This is a genomic window from Pseudomonas sp. NKUCC02_KPG, from assembly GCF_019345465.1.
Lineage (GTDB): Bacteria > Pseudomonadota > Gammaproteobacteria > Pseudomonadales > Pseudomonadaceae > Aquipseudomonas.
Genome location: NZ_JAHKRC010000007.1, coordinates 148,475 through 165,570, shown reverse-complemented (window position 1 = coordinate 165,570; position 17,096 = coordinate 148,475). Strand labels below are relative to the sequence as shown.

Sequence of the window (17,096 nt, the reverse complement as noted above, 5' to 3'; positions counted from 1 at the left end):
CGCTCCTTATGCCTGAACCAGTGGGCCGGGGTTTTTCAGGTACTGCTCGCGGATCGCCCGAGCCGACCAATAGGTCAACGCAGCAACCAGACCTGTCGGGTTGTATCCCAAGCCTTGCGGGAAGGCAGACGCACCCGGCACAAACACGTTGTGCACGTCCCAGCTCTGCAGGTAACGGTTCAGTGCACTGGTTTTCGGATTCGTGCCCATGATCGCGCCACCGTTAAGGTGAGTGGTCTGGTAGGAGGCCGTATTGAAGTGATCACCGACTTGCTTGCCGATCCGGGCAATGGCTTTCGGGTTCATCGCTTCGGCGATCTTGCCCATTTTCCCCATCATGAAACGGTTCATTTTGATGTCGTTTTCTTGCCAGTCGAACGTCATGCGCAGCAGCGGCTGGCCGAAGGAATCGCGATACACCGGGTCCAGATCGAGGTAGTTGCTACGGTAGGACTGATGCGCACCGTGGGCATCCATCGACACTTGGTGGGTGTAGTAATCGGCGGTTGCACGCTTCCAGGCACTGCCCCAGGCCGGGGTGCCCGGCGGGTTTGAAGTTCCGGCAATCGGCCGGCTGCCCGCCTGGTTGACCCACATCGGCGAACCGCCGACAAAGCCGTGCGGCCCGTGGTCGAAGTTATCCGCATTGAAATCATCGATCGCCACGCCATTGCCGCCAGCGCCGATGAAGTTGTTGGTGTGTACGTCTTTGTCGAAGTACGCCTTGATGGTGGCCATGTTCTGGTAGGCGAAGTTTTTGCCCACCACACCTTCACCGGTTTTCGGGTCATAGGGTTTGCCAATCCCCGACAGCAGCATCAAACGCACGTTATGCAGCTGGAATGCACCCAGGATCACCAGATCGGCCGGTTGTTCGATCTCACGGCCCAGTGCATCGATGTAGGTCACACCGGTGGCTTTGCTCTTGGTGCTGTCCAGATTGACCCGGATGACATGGGCGTCAGGGCGCAGCTCAAAATTCGGCAGCGGCTTGAGCGCTGGCAGAATATTTACGTTGGGCGATGCCTTGGAGTACATGTAGCAGACATAACCACTGCAAAAGCCGCAGAAGTTGCACGGGCCCATCTGCGCGCCATAAGGGTTGGTATAAGGCCCCGAGGTGTTGGCCGACGGCAGGTTGTAAGGCTTGTAGCCCACTTCATTGGCCGCCTTCTGAAACAGCTGTGCCGAGTAGGTGTTCTTCTGCGACACCAGCGGGAAGTGATCGGAGCGATCCGCTGCATAAGGGTTGCCACCCTTGCCTTCACCGACCAATTGGCCGTTTACGGTCCAGGCCTGGCCCGACGTTCCGAAGACTTTCTCGGCGTAGTCGAAAAACGGCTCCAGCTCTTCATAGCTGACGCCGAAGTCCTGGATGGTCATGTCCTTGGGGATAAAGTTTTTACCGTAGCGCTCTTCGTAATGACTGCGCATGCGCAGCTCCATCGGATCGACCCGAAAGTGCACGCCCGACCAGTGCAAACCCGCGCCGCCCACACCGTTGCCAGGCAAAAACGCGCCCAGCTGGCGGTTGGGCAAGGCCACGTCATTGACACTATGGCGGATGGTGACGGTTTCTTTGGAGACGTCCTGAAAGAGCTTTTTACGCACGCTGTAGGTGAGCTCATCAATCACCTGTGGATAGTTACCATCCGGGTAGGTGTCCTGCATTGGGCCGCGCTCAAGGGCCACAACATTCAGGCCAGCTTCGGTCAGCTCTTTGGCCATGATCGCGCCTGTCCAACCGAAACCGACGATAACTGCATCAACTTTTTTCATAACGGTCGACATGCTCAAGCCCTCTCGCCGCGAATGGAAACTGCCGGGAAGGGGTACTGCTCGTTGCGTTCGACCCAGTCCATGAAATCAGCGCGCGCGCCGGGGAAGCCGATCATGGTCCAGCCGACCATGCCTTTGTTGCCACCGTGAATAGGGTCGCAAAAGAAGCCTTCCTTGGTGTTTTGCAGCAAAAAGCTGAAAAACATCTTGGCCGGAACGCTATCGAATTTAGGCGTACCGGCCTCCAGTTGTTTGAGCACTTCGTCTCGGGTAGCGCTGTCTAGCCCAGCAAATGTTGAGTTATAGGCTTTTTTGCAGAGCTCCTCCGTGGCAGCGATGCCCAAGCGATAGATCTGTTTTGGTACCAGTTTGCTCTGCCAGCCCATCTCGGGTGGCGCGTCGGCATTGAACGGGCCTTGCATGAACCACAGCGCACCGCTGGCGTAAGGCGTGTTCATCTGGCGGTCGATATATTCCGGTACACCGGCTTCCAAAGCGCCTGGGCCTTGTTCGTCTGCAGGGATCAGGCGTGCGACAGCGGCGTTTACGAACGCCCACTCCTCAGCCGTGAAGTACGTCGGCTCATACGCTTTGCCAGGGCTCGAAGGGCGCTGTGCAGGTTCAGGCGCGGCGACCGCAGGCGTGGCCATCATCACCGTGCTACCCAGACCGGTGCTGGCGACAGTGACCACTGGAATCAGGGTCAGGGTTTTGCGCAAAAACTCACGCCGGGGGTTGTCTTGCTCAGACATGCGGGGGCACCTCATCAGGCAGTCACGGATTACAGCCGCTCATGGGCAGCTTTTCGTTTTGGCAGCGATACGGGTCGATGTTGACCGAAGGAAAACAACACGCTTGCAAACTTTGGTTACAAATACTAACAGGCCGGGCGCCCAGGTGAATCGTTTCATGCGTAATTTTGCCGCACCTGCCTTTTGCGCCTTCACGTTTTTTTAACAAATGGCTCACAGGGTTTTGATCACAAATCACTCAATCTGCCGCCACCTCCTGATAATCCCTGTTGAAGTGGTCGAACTGAATATGCCCAAAGCCCGGTTTTTCCCCGCCCTGTGCCTGACATTGCTGGCAGCGTTTGCATTGCCCCAGGCTCAGGCCGACGAAACAACCCAGGCTCGCCCTGCACAGTGGGCTCAACCTGTCGCCGCACAGTACAACCTGTATCAAATGTCCCCAACCCTGTACCGCAGCGCCTTGCCTGACAGCGCTGCACAGCCGTTGCTGGAAAAACTGCAGATCGCCACGGTGATCAACTTCTTGCCTGAGGCCGATGCCTCCTGGCTCAAGAGCCCCGATGTAGCACAGGTCCAGTTGCCTTATCGCACCAACCATGTGGATGACACCGACGTACTGGCCGCCCTGCGCGCCATCCAGACGGCACAAGCCAAAGGCCCGGTGCTGATGCACTGCAAGCACGGCGTGGACCGCACCGGCCTGATGGCGGCGATGTACCGCGTGGTGGTACAGGACTGGAGCAAAGAAGACGCGCTGAAGGAAATGACCGAAGGCGGCTTTGGCCAAAACTCACATTTCAAGGATGGCGCGAGCTACATGATGAAAGCTGATATCACGCAATTGCGCGCAGCCCTGAGCAGCGGTGCATGCAGCACCAGCCCCTTTGCCATCTGCGCCGTGAAGGGCTGGCTCAAGTCCAGCTGACTAGTGGCGCGCAATCCACTGCTGCAACGCCGCCTTGCGCTGTTGCAGTGGCAGTTTTGCCAGTTGCTCTACCTCGCGATAGAAGTTCGGCCAGTTGCCGTCAACGGATTCAAACAGCGCGGTGAATGCTGGCACCCACTGGTCATACAGCCCGAAAGGCAGCAGCTTGGCGTTGGTCATCGGCGAATTGACCCACCCATCGAAGCGCTTGTTCCCACCCCATTGCTGATCCCGTAACTGACGGTACTCGTGGCGCATGCGTTCAAATTCAGCCGCTTTGCGCTGACGCATTTCATCGGCAGGCAAAGGCTGGGCGTAGAGGTCTTGCAGCCGTTGGCGGGTGTCGAGTACCAACGCGATAAATTGCTTTCGCTGCTGCAAACCATTGTCGCTGGCCGGTGAAAGACCCTGGCGGGCGCGCCATTGGCGAGTGCCTTCCTGTTCGACGAAGCTGGCGAAAGACTCATTGAACTCGCTGTCGTCCTTCACATAAAAACGCTGATGGGCCAGTTCGTGAAAAATCAGGGTGGCTAGCCGTTCATCGCCCCAGGTGAGCATGCTGTTGAAAATGGGGTCATCGAACCAGCCCAATGTCGAGTAGGCCTCAACCCCGCTGACAAACACGTCCTTGCCGTCCTGACGCTGCAGGGCTGCTTCCCCTCGCGCCGCCCCCTGAGAATAATAACCACGGTAGGCCACGCACCCGGCAATCGGGAAGCAATGGGTCACGGGGGTGAGGGAAAACTCCGGTGTGGCGAACACGTTCCACACGACGTAAGGCCGCTTCAGGTCGGCATACAGCCGATAGCTCTGGTTATCCGGCAAGTACAAATGCTGACTGGCGAAGTTTCGTGCGGCCTGGGCTTTTACCAATTGCTCACGCAATACAACCGGGCGCTGCGGGTCGGCAATGACCGTGCTCACCGGCTCGCGAGCCTGCAATATCTGCCATTGCCCTCCCGCCAGTTGCGAGTAATACGACGCACTGGAACAGCCATTGATCAGCGGTATCAGGGCTATGGCAAGCAGGCAGCGAACACGCGGCGTCATAAAGCGATCCCGGCGGTAAAGTGACAATAAATAGTGTGGGAACGGGCTTGCCCGCGATACAGGCAGCACGGTCCTTCAGGCAAACCACATCGCCCGGCTCCCACACAGCGCAGAGCCGCAAAGCCGCATTGCACGCTATGCTTATGTAACAAATTATCTGGAAATCATCATGCGCACTTTCTTGCTTGTGTTGACCGCGTGCCTGCTGAGCGCTTGCGCCAGCACGCCATTGCCTTCGGCTGACCCGAAAATGGCTTGGGTCGACCTTGAAACGCAAACCGGCAAGCTGGTGATGGCCGAGCGCCTGGACAACCAGCGCATGACCGACGGTCGCTATTTTCAAGTCACGCCGGGCAGTCACGAATTGATGGTGCGCTTCGATTTCGAGGTGTTTGTAGGCGGTATGGGCATGTTCAGCGACCCGCAGGAACGCCTGTGCTACGTCACCCTGAATTACGACAACTTCCAGCCGGGCCAACGTTACCGGTTGCAAGCGCGCTCACTGGGCTTCAACGCCTACGCCCGACTGTACAACGCAGCGGGCAAGGTGATTGCCGAGGAGCGGCTGGTCAATTGCTTACCGTGAAACCTGGCGGTCGTTGTTCTGGTAGATGATTTTTTTGCTGCCGTATTCGCACGACCCTACCACCATGTTCTCGTCATGGACTTCTTCATTGGCCACGATTTCAAGCGTATAGGACGACACGTTGTTGGCCTGGATCTTGGCTTCGATTTCGGCTTTCAGTTCTTCACACGGCTTGGGGGCCGCCAAAGCCGAGGTGGCCATTGCACAGCAAACTACAGCCAAAGCAAAACGTTTCATGGTGAGACTCCCTTGAGGCAGAACGCTAAGTCATGATCTGACGCGAGTGGTGATCATTCGATCACATCTGGCGCAGCGCAAGACTGATCTGTCGCAGCCGGGCATCAACTGTACCCCGCTTGCGGCAAGCGGGGCACAGGGATGTCGTCAGCTCACCAGCGTAGCGTCGAGGGTGATTTTTGCGTTCAGCACTTTGGACACCGGGCAGCCTTCTTTGGCCTTGGTGGTCAGCTCGTCGAACTGCGCCTGGGTTGCGCCGGGCACTTTGGCCTTGAGCACCAGATGCACGGCAGTGATTGCAAAGCCGCCGTCCACCTGGTCGAGCGTTACTTCAGCCGTGGTGTCGATGCTGTCGGCCTTGAGCCCGGCATCACCGAGAATCATCGACAACGCCATCGAAAAACAGCCTGCATGGGCTGCGCCAATAAGCTCTTCGGGGTTGGTGCCCTTGCCGCCTTCAAACCGCGCCTTGAAACCATACGGCGCGTCGCGCAGTACCCCGGTTTCAGTGGAGATGGAGCCGATACCGGTTTTAAGGTCGCCTGCCCAATGAGCCGATGCTTTCTTTTTGATACTCATGCGTGCCTCCTGAAGAGCGGCGTGAAGGTTTCACGCCATGACTAAGGTTGTGAGGGTAGTCGGCTCCACAAAGTTCATCTTGTCGGACCAGTCGTCTTTTTTAGTCACTCAATTCCCGGACTGCCATTGAAACTCGGGTATATGCCCATATTTCTGTAATCACTGGCAGGTTATGCGAGCACCTTGACCTGCACCCCACCTGGAGTAGCCGGCTGATGAAACGATTGTCTGACATCAAATTCTCGACCCTCGACCTGGTGCCTGTGCGCGAAAATGGCAGCGCGGCCCAGTCGTTGCGCAATTCGCTGGATCTGGCACAGCACGTAGAAAAGTTTGGCTATAACCGCTTTTGGGTGGCTGAGCACCACAACATGGACGGCATCGCCAGTTCGGCGACCTCCGTTTTGATTGGCTATCTGGCAGGCGGCACCTCGACCATTCGCGTGGGTTCGGGCGGTGTCATGCTGCCCAACCATGCGCCGCTGGTCATTGCCGAGCAGTTTGGCACCCTCGAAAGCCTGTACCCGGGACGCATCGACCTGGGCCTGGGCCGTGCACCGGGTTCAGACCAGATGACCGCCCGCGCCCTGCGCCGCGAGCGCTCGGGCAGTGCCGATGAGTTCCCCGAAGATGTGGCTGAACTGATGCGCTACCTCGGCCCCCGCACCCCGGACCAACGGATCATCGCCATGCCGGGCACAGGAACCAACGTTCCTGTCTGGCTGCTGGGCTCCAGCTTGTTCAGCGCGCAACTGGCCGGTGAACTTGGTTTGCCTTACGCCTTTGCCTCGCATTTCGCACCGCGTTTGATGCACGAAGCGATTCGCGTCTATCGCAATCACTTCAAGCCATCAGCGACCCTCGACAAGCCCTATGTGATGCTCGGTATCCCGCTGGTGGCGGCCGATACCGATGAACAGGCCGAGTACCTGGCGACCTCCGTACAACAGCGGATTCTGGCGTTGATGCGTGGGCAGAGCCTGGTGCAGCGCCCACCGGTGGAGACCATGGACGGGTTGTGGCTGCCCCACGAAAAAGAGGCGGTGATGAGCTTCCTGGGCCTGGCGATGGTCGGCAGCCCGCAGAAAATCAAGGCCAAGCTGGACGTGCTGGTGGAGCAGACACAGGCTGACGAGCTGATCTTTACCTGTGATTTGTATGAACACGCAGACCGCATTCATTCATATGAATTGCTGTCGCAGGTGATGAAAGGGGCCTGACGCAAAGGGAAGTGTGGGAGCGGGCTTGCTCGCGATGGTATCGACGCGATTGATCTGAAACACCGCGGCGTGCACATCGCGAGCAAGCCCGCTCCCACAAGATTTACTACTGCGCTGGACTTACCCGCGCTTGTACACGATTTCCTTGGTACCGCCTTCACAGGTACCCACCACTTTGCCGTCAGCCGAAGTGCCTTTCTCTACAGCAGTCAGCGAATAATGCTTGGCGCCATTGGCCTCAATCTTCGCCGCGATTTCGCTTTTCAACTCTTCGCATGGCTTGCCCGCTGCAAACGCCGTTCCTGCCAGACTCAGCAAACCTACAGCCAATAAAATCTTTTTCATCGGTGACATTCCCCGGTCAAAACGAAAAGGGTGCAACGCGGCATGTGCCGTGCTGCACCCAGACGGTGTAGCCGAGTTTATGGCAAACGGCCAGCAAGTAAGTTCAAAACGCCATCACTCTTTAGCTGCTGGCAATCCGGAATCCGACCTTGAGCGTCACCTGATAGTGCGCAACTTTACCGTCCTTGATGTGCCCACGGGTGTCGACCACCTCGAACCATTCCAGGTGTTTGATGCTTTTGTTGGCCTCGGCCAGTGCATTACTGATGGCGTCTTCTATGCTGCTCGGGGACGAGCCTACCAGTTCAACTTTCTTGTAGGTGTGATGGTCAGACATAACGTTCTCCTTTGTCGTAGATCAAAGCCTAGCAGCGATTGTGCTAAATACTTTGTAGGCAATTTGAACGGAAAAGTTCAGGCCAACTGCACTTTCTGAAATCTCTGTAGTCGGACTTAACAAGCACCTCACTCATCAATGCAGGAGAGCCCTAATGGCTAGCAATTCCCTACGTAAAGCCTCATTGCAAAGCATGGAAGCAGAGATCGAGAGCCTGCTCAAGTCTCTGGAAAGCCTCAAGCACGACGCTTCAGACGAGTCCAAAAAGACCCTTGGCATCCTTAAGAACAATGCCGAAAACGCACTCAAGCATTCGCGCCACCTGCTCAGCGACGCCTACGAAGAAGTGAAAGACAAGACTCGCGAAACCGCGATCGCTACCCGTGAGTACGCCCAGGAGCATCCGTACGCCACCGCTGGCGTTGCCATCGGCGCGCTGGGTCTGCTGGCTGCTTTCCTGTTGTGCAAGCGCGGCAACTAATCTGCGCTGCGCGCAAGCTCAGCCTTGAGCCATTGCGCCAGTTGCCCGGCGCGCCCGTCTGCGGCGCGCTTGGGCAACCATAACGTCAGCTGCGCCGGGGTTTCGTTGAAGCCCCAGGGCGCAGCCAGACGTCCGGCTTGCAGGTCCTGCGCCACCAGCGGCTCGGGAGCGATCGCCACACCCAGCCCCGCAACGGCGGCTTCAAGCAAGTAATACAAGTGCTCAAACCCCTGCCCGTATTTCAAATCCTTCGCCTCGATGGCGTTCTGCTGTGCCCAGCTTGGCCATGCCTGGGGCCGAGAAGTGGTGTGCAGCAATGATTCGTCGAGCAAGGCGCTGACGGGCGCACCACACAGTTGCGCATAACGGACATAGCGCGGGCTGACCACCGGGCCAATACGCTCGCTGGCCAACTCATACACCTGCATATCGGCGGGCCACGGTGGCTCGGCAAACACCAGCAAGGCGTCCAGCCCGGGACGGCGGGGGTCCAGATCACCCTCACCGGCGGACAGGTGTAAGCGCAAGTCCGGTAAATCGGCATTCAATCGACCCAGGCGCGGAATAAACCAGCGCGCCAGCAAACTGCCCGAGCAACCGAGCACAAAAGGGGCATTGACCTGGCTTTGCGTGAGTTCTGCGCACAGATTACGCAAGCGATCGAACGCCTCGCTGCTGGCGTCGCGCAGGCGGATTCCGGCGTCAGTGAGCTTCAGGCCGCGGCCTTCCTTTACGAACAGGCTCACGCCCAAGTGCTCTTCAAGCACTTTCAACTGTCGACTGACAGCGCCGTGGGTGACGTTCAACTGCTCGGCGGCCTGGCTGACACTGCTCAGGCGGGCGGCGGCTTCGAATGCGCGCAGGGCATTCAGGGGCGGGAGATCTCGACTCATGGTATCTGTGAGTTTTCCTGACATGTTGTGGCGATCTTATCGGTTTTCATCCCGGGCTGTCGCGGGTAAAGTCTGGCCCATCGACCTTCGTAACTTTTTATCTGGAGCGTCACATGACTCAATCCACTTTACGTACCGGCCCTGACGCCAATGGCATGTTTGGCTCATTCGGCGGCCGTTACGTAGCCGAGACCCTGATGCCGCTGATCCTTGATCTGGATCGCGAGTACGAGCTGGCCAAAAAAGACCCTGAGTTCATCAAGGAACTGACCTACTTCCAGCGCGACTACGTGGGCCGCCCAAGCCCGCTGTACTTCGCCGAGCGGCTCACCGAGTTCTGTGGCGGCGCCAAGATTTACCTCAAGCGCGAAGAGCTGAACCACACTGGCGCGCACAAGATCAACAACTGCATCGGCCAGATCCTGCTGGCGCGGCGCATGGGCAAAAAACGCATCATCGCCGAGACCGGTGCCGGGATGCACGGTGTGGCCACCGCCACCGTGGCGGCCCGCTTTGGTCTGCAGTGCGTGATCTACATGGGCACCACCGACATCGAGCGCCAGCAGGCAAACGTGTTCCGCATGAAACTGCTGGGCGCTGAAGTGATCCCGGTTGTAGCGGGTACCGGCACCCTCAAGGACGCCATGAACGAAGCCCTGCGCGACTGGGTGACGAACGTTGACAGCACCTTCTACCTGATCGGCACCGTGGCGGGCCCACACCCGTATCCGGCGATGGTGCGCGACTTCCAGGCCGTGATCGGCAAGGAAACCCGCGACCAGATGCAAGCCCAGGAAGGCCGCCTGCCGGACAGCCTGGTGGCATGCATCGGCGGCGGTTCCAACGCGATGGGCCTGTTCCATCCGTTCCTGGATGACACCAGCGTTGAAATCATCGGCGTGGAAGCGGCGGGTTACGGCATCGAAACCGGCAAGCACGCGGCCAGCCTCAACGGCGGCGAACCGGGCGTGCTGCACGGCAACCGCACCTTCCTGCTGCAGGACGACGATGGCCAGATCATCGACGCCCACTCCATTTCCGCCGGTCTCGACTACCCTGGCATCGGCCCTGAGCACGCCTGGTTGCACGACATCCGTCGCGTCGAATACACCTCGGTGACGGACGACGAAGCCCTGGATGCCTTCCACAAGTGCTGCCGCCTTGAAGGCATCATCCCGGCCCTTGAGAGCGCCCACGCCCTGGCTGAAGTATTCAAGCGCGCACCGACCCTGCCGGCCGATCACCTGATGGTGGTCAACCTTTCGGGGCGAGGCGACAAGGACATGCAAACCGTGATGCACCACATGGAACAGTCTCAACAGGAGCAACACTGATGAGCCGCCTGCAAACGCGCTTTACCGAACTCAAGGAACAAAACCGCGCGGCCCTGGTGACCTTCATCACCGCAGGTGACCCGGATTACGCCACCTCGCTGGCGATCCTCAAGGGCTTGCCTGCGGCGGGCGCCGACGTGATCGAGCTGGGCATGCCCTTCACCGATCCGATGGCCGATGGCCCGGCGATTCAGCTGGCCAATATCCGTGCACTGGGCGCCAAGCAAAACCTGGCAAAAACCCTGCAGATGGTTCGCGAGTTTCGTGAAGGCAACAGCGACACGCCGCTGGTGCTGATGGGTTACTACAACCCGATCCATCATTACGGTGTGCCCGCGTTCATTGCCGACGCCGTTGCGGCAGGCGTAGACGGCCTGATCGTGGTCGACATGCCACCCGAGCACAACAGCGAGCTGTGCGACCCCGCGCAGACCGCAGGCATCGACTTTATCCGCCTGACCACGCCGACCACTGACGACGGGCGCTTGCCGACCGTACTGGCTGGCAGCTCGGGCTTTGTGTACTACGTATCGGTGGCAGGCGTGACCGGAGCAGGTTCAGCTACCACTGAACAGGTGAGCGCGGCCATCGAGCGCCTGCGTCGCCATACCGACCTGCCAATCAGCGTGGGCTTTGGCATTCGCACCCCTGAACAGGCGGCAGCGATTGCACGACTGGCCGATGGCGTGGTGGTCGGCTCGGCATTGATCGACAAGATCGAAAATGCCGCGACCCCTGAACAGGCGGTGGATGGTGTACTGAGCCTGTGCGCAGCACTGGCTGAAGGCGTGCGCAACGCTCGCTAAATCAAGAACCCCTCACCACGTTTCGCCCTCGGAAGAGGCGTGGTGAGGGGCAAGGTGTCACCCGATCTTACTTCTGCGTCCCGTCATCGTGCAGCAAGTTGGCCTGGGTCAGGTTGCTGCCCGCCGGTACGCTGCGGGTCAGCCACACGTTGCCGCCAATGGTTGATCCCTGACCAATGGTGATACGCCCCAGAATGGTCGCCCCCGCGTAGATCACCACATCATCCTCAACGATCGGATGGCGTGGATGACCTTTTTGCAGTTGCCCCGATTCATCTGCCGGGAAACGCTTGGCCCCAAGGGTCACGGCCTGGTAGATCCTCACACGCTCGCCGATGATCGCGGTTTCTCCGATCACAACACCTGTCCCGTGATCGATGAAGAAACTCGGCCCGATCTGCGCGCCGGGGTGTATATCAATGCCGGTGGCCGAGTGCGCAATCTCTGCGCTGATCCGCGCCAGCAAAGGCAACCCGGCGCGATACAGGTGATGGGCCAGCCGGTGATGAATCACCGCCAGAATCCCCGGATAGCACAACAGCACTTCATCCACGCTACGTGCCGCCGGATCACCGTGGTACGCCGCCAATACGTCGGTATCCAGAATGCTGCGCAAGCCCGGCAAAGCCAGGGCAAAGTCCTGAATCAGCAAGGTCGCGGTCGCATCCACGCCCTCATCGGGCAGGCCACCTTGGCGGGCCGCGTAGCGCAGCTCCAGCCGGGCCTGGGTCAACAGCGCGTTGAGCGCAACATCGAGCGTGTGGCCCACGTAGAAGTCTTCACTTTCCTCACGCAGGTCCACCGGGCCCAGACGCATGGGGAACAACGCACCGCACAGGGCCTCAAGGATATCGGCCATCGCGGCACGCGAAGGCAGCTCGCGGCCACCCTGCTCACCACTGACCCGCCCGTTTTGCGTGCGCCACTGATTTCGCGCCGCGCGCAGTTGGCAGACGATGGCCTGCAATTGCCAAGGATTGGAACGATCACTCACGATGAATACTCCGCACGCTGGCGGCTGGATCAACCAGCCGCGAATTGGCAATGATTTTACGGTATCAAAGAGTTTCGCAGTGGCGCAAATGACCGCTTAACGTCGACGCCATGCACGCCAGCTCACCGCGACGATAATCAGTAACGCCAGCGCACCCAGAATGGCCATGCTCAAGCTGTGATAACCGAACAATGGCTTCTCGATGCGGATATAACCCGGCTCTGCAAGCAACTCGCGCAGTGCCGTATTGGCCTGTTCAAGGCTGATGGCCTGTAGCTGCTTGGCCGGATCGGCGAAGTGCCCCTCATCGTAGTCACCCAGTGAAGCCCAATAGTAATCGGCCAGCGCGCTGTTGCCTTGCACCGCCCACGCCTGACGGGCAATCGCGGCGTTCTTGAGCCGGGCAAACACCTGCGAGTCCAGGCCGTCCTTGAGAAGCCGGGCCTTGAGTTGCTCAATCACCTGCCGGGCTTGAGGTACATTTTCGCGCTCAAGATCCGCATTCAGGCTCAAAAAACTCACACCGCCAAACACTTCGCGCTCAGCCCAGGGCCCGTAGGACAACCCGTGCTTGAGCCGCAGCTCGCTGTACAGCGCCCACTCCAGATAATCGCGCAGCAAGCTCCAGGTTTCATCGGACTGCCCCTCGATCACCGGCTCCGGCAACACCCAGTGCAGGGTCGCGGTGTCACCCACCACCCCGCGCACCAGTTCACGCTCAGCCTGGGCCTTGGCATCGATCGCGGCCAGGGGCCTGTGCTCGCTGGGCTCAACCGGTTCGAGGGCGCCGTAGGTGCGCTCCAGATAGGCCGGCAGCAACCGGTCCAGATCACCCACGATAATCAGCGTCATGTTGTTGGGCGCGTACCAGTTCTGGCGCACGGCTTCCAGCTGTTGGCGCGTAAGGTCATGCACTTCGGCCCGCTCAGCGCATTTGAGCCCCAGTTCGACCGCCAGTTGATTACTCGCGCTGTGGCCCAGATCCTGGCGATCCAGCCAACGCTGCAAGTGCGAATAATGGCCACCGTCTTCACGCTCAACCACTTGCTTGGCATCGCTGATACGTTGCTCGGTAAGTTGCGTGCGGGTCAGTAACCCCAGGAGCAGGTCGAGGATTTTGCGCTGATTTTTAGCCGGTGCCTCGATCACGAATGTGGTGTCGGCATGACTGGTAAAGGCGTTCCACTCGCCACCCAGCGCCTGCATGCGCTCCTCCAGGCCGCCTTCACCGGTGTCATCGGTGCCGCTGAAAAGCAGATGCTCCAGCAGGTGCGGCAATTGCTGATCGGCGCATGAAAAGTCATCCAGCCCTACGCCCACCACCAGCCGAATCGCCACGTGCCCGCGATCATTACCGGGCTTGAGGATGAGTTGCAGACCGTTGGGGAGTTGATAACCCTCCACGCTGTAACGATCGAGGGCAAAGCCCTGAGTCGCGCCAAGCAGTAAACAGATGAACAGCAGGCAACGCATAAAAAATCCCTGAATTCTCGAGTCCTTGAGCCGGTGCAGCTTAGTCGCTGCATACCGGCTGACAACACCCCGACCTACAACGTTCAAGGGAAATGTTGCGTGTCCGCTGCGTCATCCAGCTCCAGCGCGCCGGTTTCAGAGGTTTCAAGGACCACGTAGGCACTGCCGCAAAACAGCGAGTTCAAGCGCTTCATATCAGCGATCAGCTCCAGGTGCATCGAGCTGGTCTCGATACTTTGCGTGACCTTGCGCTGCAAACGACTCACGTGGGCGTGGGCCAGTCGCCGTTCCTGGGCGCGGAAGCGGCGCTTCTCGCGCAGCAGTTGGCGGGCGCTTTGCGGGTCTGAACTCAGAAACACGGTCAGCCCCAGCCGCAGGTTTTCGATCAGTTGGGTTTGCAAGCCCACCAGCTCCTCCAGCCCTGTTTCTGAAAACGATCGGCGCTGGGAGGTTTTCTGCTGCTGGACTTTGCGCAGCATGCGTTCGATCACATCGCTGGCGAGTTTGAGGTTAATCGCCAGTTCGATGATCTCTGCCCAGCGCCGGCTGTCCTGTTCGCTCAAGTCCTCCCGGGGCATCTGTGCCAGGTACAGTTTGACCGCGCTGTAGAGCACCTCGACTTCATCACTCAGGGTACGCATTTCCTGGGTGACAGCGGTTTGCTTGCCGCGCAGAACGTCGAGCATATTGACCAACATGGTGTCGATCAGGTCGCCAATGCGCAGGGTTTCGCGCACGGCGTTGGTGAGGGCCAGGCTCGGCGTATCGAGGGCTGCCGGGTCCAGGTGGCGCGGCTTGACCACGCCGTTCGCTTGCGCGCGCTCGGGCAATAGCCAGGCACAAATTCGCGCCATCACGCCCACGGTGGGCAGCATCAAGAAGCAGCGAACGGTGTTGTAGAGCAGGTGAAAACCGATGACCAGCTCCTGGGCGCTATAGCTCAGGCTGTCCATCCAGGCCACCAGCGGGTTGAGCACGGGCATGATCAGCAACAGGCCGATGAGCTTGTACAGCAGGCTGCCCAATGCCACCTGACGCCCGGCGGCGTTTTGCATGTTGGTGCTGAGAAAGGCCAGCACACCGCTGCCAATGTTGGCACCAATCACCAGGCCGATTGCCACGTGCAGGCTGATCACGCCTGCGCCGGCCAGTGTTGCGGTCAACAGCACGGCCGCCAGGCTTGAGTAGGAGACCATCGCGAAAAGGGCACCGACCAGGGCATCCAGCAGGATATCGCCGGTCAGCGAGGCAAAGATCACCTTCACGCCCTGGGCGTGGGTGATGGGCGCAGCCGCTTCGACGATCAGCTGCAGCGCCAGAATGATCAGGCCCAAACCAATCCCCACCCGGCCCAGTTGCCCGGCGCGGGTTTGCTTGCGTGTCAGAAAGAAAATCACACCCAGAAAAATCAACAGCGGCGACAACCACGAGAGGTCGAAGGTCAGCACCCGGGCCATCAAGGCCGTACCGACATCGGCCCCAAGCATGGTCGCCAGGGCGGGAGTCAGGGCCATCAGCCCCTGACCGACGAATGAAGTGACCAGCATGGCCGTGGCGTTGCTGCTCTGCACCATGGCCGTGACCACAATCCCGGCGACAAAGGCGAACATGCGTCTGGAGACGTTTTGCCCGATGACATGACGCAGGTTGGTGCCGTAGACCCGCAAAATGCCGGTTCGGACGATGTGAGTGCCCCAGATCAGCAAGGCAACAGCAGAAAGCAAATTGAGCAGGGTCAGCATGCTGGCTCCCTGTAATAGATGTGTCTAAGGATCAGATAGCTGCGGGCCGTTCCTACAGATGTTTCTTAAGATGTAGTCGGCAATTGAGCAGAGCGCCAGCATCGCATAGCGGGGGGAAGGTTGAAACACTTGGGGACGATGATGGCATTGTGGGAGCGGGCTTGCTCGCGATGGCTTCGACACGGTTTAACTCAAACACCGCGTCGTTTGCATCGCGAGCAAGCCCGCTCCCACACCGGAGGGGGTTAAAGCGTGCTGAACAGCGGGAACGTCCCCAGCAGCAGCGCCGCAACCATGATGACCAGGCACACCAGGATGGCCCACTTGAGGGTGAAGCGCTGGTGATCGCCGAACTCGATACCGGCCAGCGCCACCAGCAGGTAAGTCGATGGCACCAATGGGCTCAGCAAATGCACAGGCTGGCCAACAATCGAAGCACGGGCCATTTCAGCGGCAGTGATGCCGTAGTGGCTGGCGGCTTCGGCCAGTACCGGCAGTACGCCGTAGTAGAACGCATCGTTGGACATGAAGAAGGTAAACGGCATGCTCACCAGTGCGGTAATCACGGCCAGATACGGTCCCAGCGCAGGCGGGATCACCGCCAGCAGGCTTTTGGACATGGCGTCGACCATGCCGGTGCCCGACAGGATTCCGGTAAAAATACCCGCCGCAAAAATCAATCCGACCACCGCAAGTACGCTGCCAGCATGGGCCGCAACGCGGTCTTTTTGCTGTTGCAGGCAAGGGTAGTTAACGATCATCGCGATGCTGAACGCGACCATGAACAGGACAGGCAGAGGCAGCAAACCGGCGATCAGGGCAACCATCAGCGCCAGGGTCAGGGCACCGTTGAACCAGATCAGTTTTGGCCGACGGGCATCCGGATATTGCGAGACGCTGATTTCGCTGTGGTCGATTTCATCGCCATGCAGGTGCAGTTCACCCAGACGCGCACGCTCACGCTTGCCGTAGAACCAGGCAATCACCAGGATCGCTGCGCAGCCTGCGAGCATTGCCGGGATCATCGGTACAAAAATGTCCGAAGGGTCGACGTGCAGGGCGCTGGCCGCCCGGGCGGTCGGGCCGCCCCAGGGCGTCATGTTCATCACGCCACCGGCCAGAATGATCAGGCCGGCCATGATCCGCGGGCTCATGCCGATGCGGCTGTAGAGCGGCAGCATGGCAGCCACGCAAATCATGTAAGTGGTCGCGCCGTCACCGTCCAGAGAAACCACCAGGGCCAGCACCGCAGTGCCCACCGAGATCTTGAGCGGGTCGCCCTTGACCAGCTTGAGGATCTTGCGCACTGCCGGGTCAAACAGGCCGGAGTCGATCATCAGGGCAAAGTAGAGGATGGCGAACATCAGCATCACCCCGGTCGGGGCAAGCTTGGTGATGCCTTCGAGCATCATCGGGCCGATTTTTGGCGCAAAACCACCAAACACGGCAAACAGGATGGGAACCAGAATAAGGGCGATCAGGGCGGAAAGACGCTTGGTCATGATCAGGTACATAAATGTAATGACCATGGCAAAGCCAAGGAAGGTCAGCATAAAAGTCACC

The 17,096-nt window shown here is 59.3% G+C and carries 18 protein-coding genes; 6 read left to right on the top strand and 12 right to left on the bottom strand.

Annotation, left to right across the window (positions count from 1 at the left end):
• Window positions 1–6 precede the first annotated feature (6 nt).
• Window positions 7–1,791, bottom strand: a complete 1,785-nt coding sequence (locus KO536_RS11805; protein WP_133075001.1) for a GMC family oxidoreductase — start codon at window positions 1,789–1,791, stop codon at window positions 7–9.
• A gap of 2 nt (window positions 1,792–1,793) precedes the next feature.
• Window positions 1,794–2,531, bottom strand: a complete 738-nt coding sequence (locus KO536_RS11800; RefSeq protein ID WP_133075000.1) for a gluconate 2-dehydrogenase subunit 3 family protein — start codon at window positions 2,529–2,531, stop codon at window positions 1,794–1,796.
• 289 nt (window positions 2,532–2,820) lie between these two features.
• Here KO536_RS11800 and KO536_RS11795 point away from each other — a divergent pair, with 289 nt between their 5' ends.
• Window positions 2,821–3,456 (top strand): dual specificity protein phosphatase family protein, encoded by a 636-nt coding sequence (locus KO536_RS11795; RefSeq protein ID WP_219261993.1) that lies wholly within the window; start codon window positions 2,821–2,823, stop codon window positions 3,454–3,456.
• Here KO536_RS11795 and KO536_RS11790 read toward each other — a convergent pair whose 3' ends face one another.
• Window positions 3,457–4,506 (bottom strand): aminopeptidase, encoded by a 1,050-nt coding sequence (locus KO536_RS11790; protein ID WP_219261992.1) that lies wholly within the window; start codon window positions 4,504–4,506, stop codon window positions 3,457–3,459.
• 169 nt (window positions 4,507–4,675) lie between these two features.
• On the opposite strand from KO536_RS11790, the gene KO536_RS11785 reads away from it, so the two are divergent.
• Window positions 4,676–5,092 (top strand): hypothetical protein, encoded by a 417-nt coding sequence (locus KO536_RS11785; RefSeq protein WP_133074997.1) that lies wholly within the window; start codon window positions 4,676–4,678, stop codon window positions 5,090–5,092.
• On the opposite strand, the gene KO536_RS11780 is transcribed toward KO536_RS11785, so the two are convergent.
• Window positions 5,084–5,329, bottom strand: coding sequence for a DUF1161 domain-containing protein (locus KO536_RS11780; RefSeq protein WP_133074996.1), 246 nt, complete (start codon window positions 5,327–5,329; stop codon window positions 5,084–5,086). The two genes, KO536_RS11785 and KO536_RS11780, sit on opposite strands and share 9 nt — an antisense overlap.
• Before the next feature lie 147 nt (window positions 5,330–5,476).
• Window positions 5,477–5,908, bottom strand: coding sequence for an OsmC family protein (locus tag KO536_RS11775; RefSeq protein WP_133074995.1), 432 nt, complete (start codon window positions 5,906–5,908; stop codon window positions 5,477–5,479).
• A gap of 215 nt (window positions 5,909–6,123) precedes the next feature.
• Between KO536_RS11775 and KO536_RS11770 the strand changes: the two genes are divergently transcribed.
• The gene (locus KO536_RS11770; RefSeq protein ID WP_133074994.1) at window positions 6,124–7,128 is read left to right on the top strand and encodes an LLM class flavin-dependent oxidoreductase; all 1,005 of its coding nucleotides are present in this window, start codon (window positions 6,124–6,126) and stop codon (window positions 7,126–7,128) included.
• Between the two features lie 120 nt (window positions 7,129–7,248).
• Here the strand turns inward: KO536_RS11770 and KO536_RS11765 are convergent, their stop codons facing one another.
• Together KO536_RS11765 and KO536_RS11760 are read right to left on the bottom strand one after the other, a co-directional pair.
• A complete protein-coding gene (locus KO536_RS11765) occupies window positions 7,249–7,473 on the bottom strand; it encodes a DUF1161 domain-containing protein (protein WP_095027717.1) in 225 nt (74 codons plus the stop codon).
• 121 nt (window positions 7,474–7,594) lie between these two features.
• On the bottom strand, window positions 7,595–7,810 hold the full coding sequence (locus tag KO536_RS11760; RefSeq protein WP_133074993.1) for a dodecin: 216 nt from the start codon (window positions 7,808–7,810) through the stop codon (window positions 7,595–7,597).
• A 154-nt stretch (window positions 7,811–7,964) separates the two neighbouring features.
• On the opposite strand from KO536_RS11760, the gene KO536_RS11755 reads away from it, so the two are divergent.
• The gene (locus KO536_RS11755; protein WP_133074992.1) at window positions 7,965–8,291 is read left to right on the top strand and encodes a YqjD family protein; all 327 of its coding nucleotides are present in this window, start codon (window positions 7,965–7,967) and stop codon (window positions 8,289–8,291) included.
• Here KO536_RS11755 and KO536_RS11750 read toward each other — a convergent pair.
• The gene (locus KO536_RS11750) at window positions 8,288–9,184 is read right to left on the bottom strand and encodes a LysR family transcriptional regulator (protein WP_133074991.1); all 897 of its coding nucleotides are present in this window, start codon (window positions 9,182–9,184) and stop codon (window positions 8,288–8,290) included. The genes KO536_RS11755 and KO536_RS11750 overlap by 4 nt on opposite strands.
• Window positions 9,185–9,297: 113 nt before the next feature.
• On the opposite strand from KO536_RS11750, the gene trpB reads away from it, so the two are divergent.
• Both trpB and trpA read left to right on the top strand, forming a co-directional pair.
• On the top strand, window positions 9,298–10,518 hold the full coding sequence (gene trpB, locus KO536_RS11745; RefSeq protein WP_133074990.1) for a tryptophan synthase subunit beta: 1,221 nt from the start codon (window positions 9,298–9,300) through the stop codon (window positions 10,516–10,518).
• Window positions 10,518–11,324: a tryptophan synthase subunit alpha gene (gene trpA / locus KO536_RS11740; protein WP_219261991.1), complete on the top strand. Its 807-nt coding sequence runs from the start codon at window positions 10,518–10,520 to the stop codon at window positions 11,322–11,324. The genes trpB and trpA overlap by 1 nt, the downstream gene beginning before the upstream one ends.
• Window positions 11,325–11,391: 67 nt before the next feature.
• Here trpA and epsC read toward each other — a convergent pair whose 3' ends face one another.
• The 4 genes from epsC to KO536_RS11720 all read right to left on the bottom strand — a co-directional run bounded on the left by epsC (window position 11,392) and on the right by KO536_RS11720 (window position 17,086).
• On the bottom strand, window positions 11,392–12,318 hold the full coding sequence (epsC, locus tag KO536_RS11735) for a serine O-acetyltransferase EpsC (protein ID WP_133074988.1): 927 nt from the start codon (window positions 12,316–12,318) through the stop codon (window positions 11,392–11,394).
• A gap of 96 nt (window positions 12,319–12,414) precedes the next feature.
• A complete protein-coding gene (locus KO536_RS11730) occupies window positions 12,415–13,791 on the bottom strand; it encodes a pitrilysin family protein (protein ID WP_219261990.1) in 1,377 nt (458 codons plus the stop codon).
• Window positions 13,792–13,874: 83 nt separating this feature from the next.
• A complete protein-coding gene (locus KO536_RS11725) occupies window positions 13,875–15,533 on the bottom strand; it encodes a Na/Pi cotransporter family protein (RefSeq protein ID WP_133074986.1) in 1,659 nt (552 codons plus the stop codon).
• A 245-nt stretch (window positions 15,534–15,778) separates the two neighbouring features.
• Window positions 15,779–17,086, bottom strand: coding sequence for a CitMHS family transporter (locus KO536_RS11720; RefSeq protein ID WP_133074985.1), 1,308 nt, complete (start codon window positions 17,084–17,086; stop codon window positions 15,779–15,781).
• Between the last annotated feature and the right edge of the window lie 10 nt (window positions 17,087–17,096).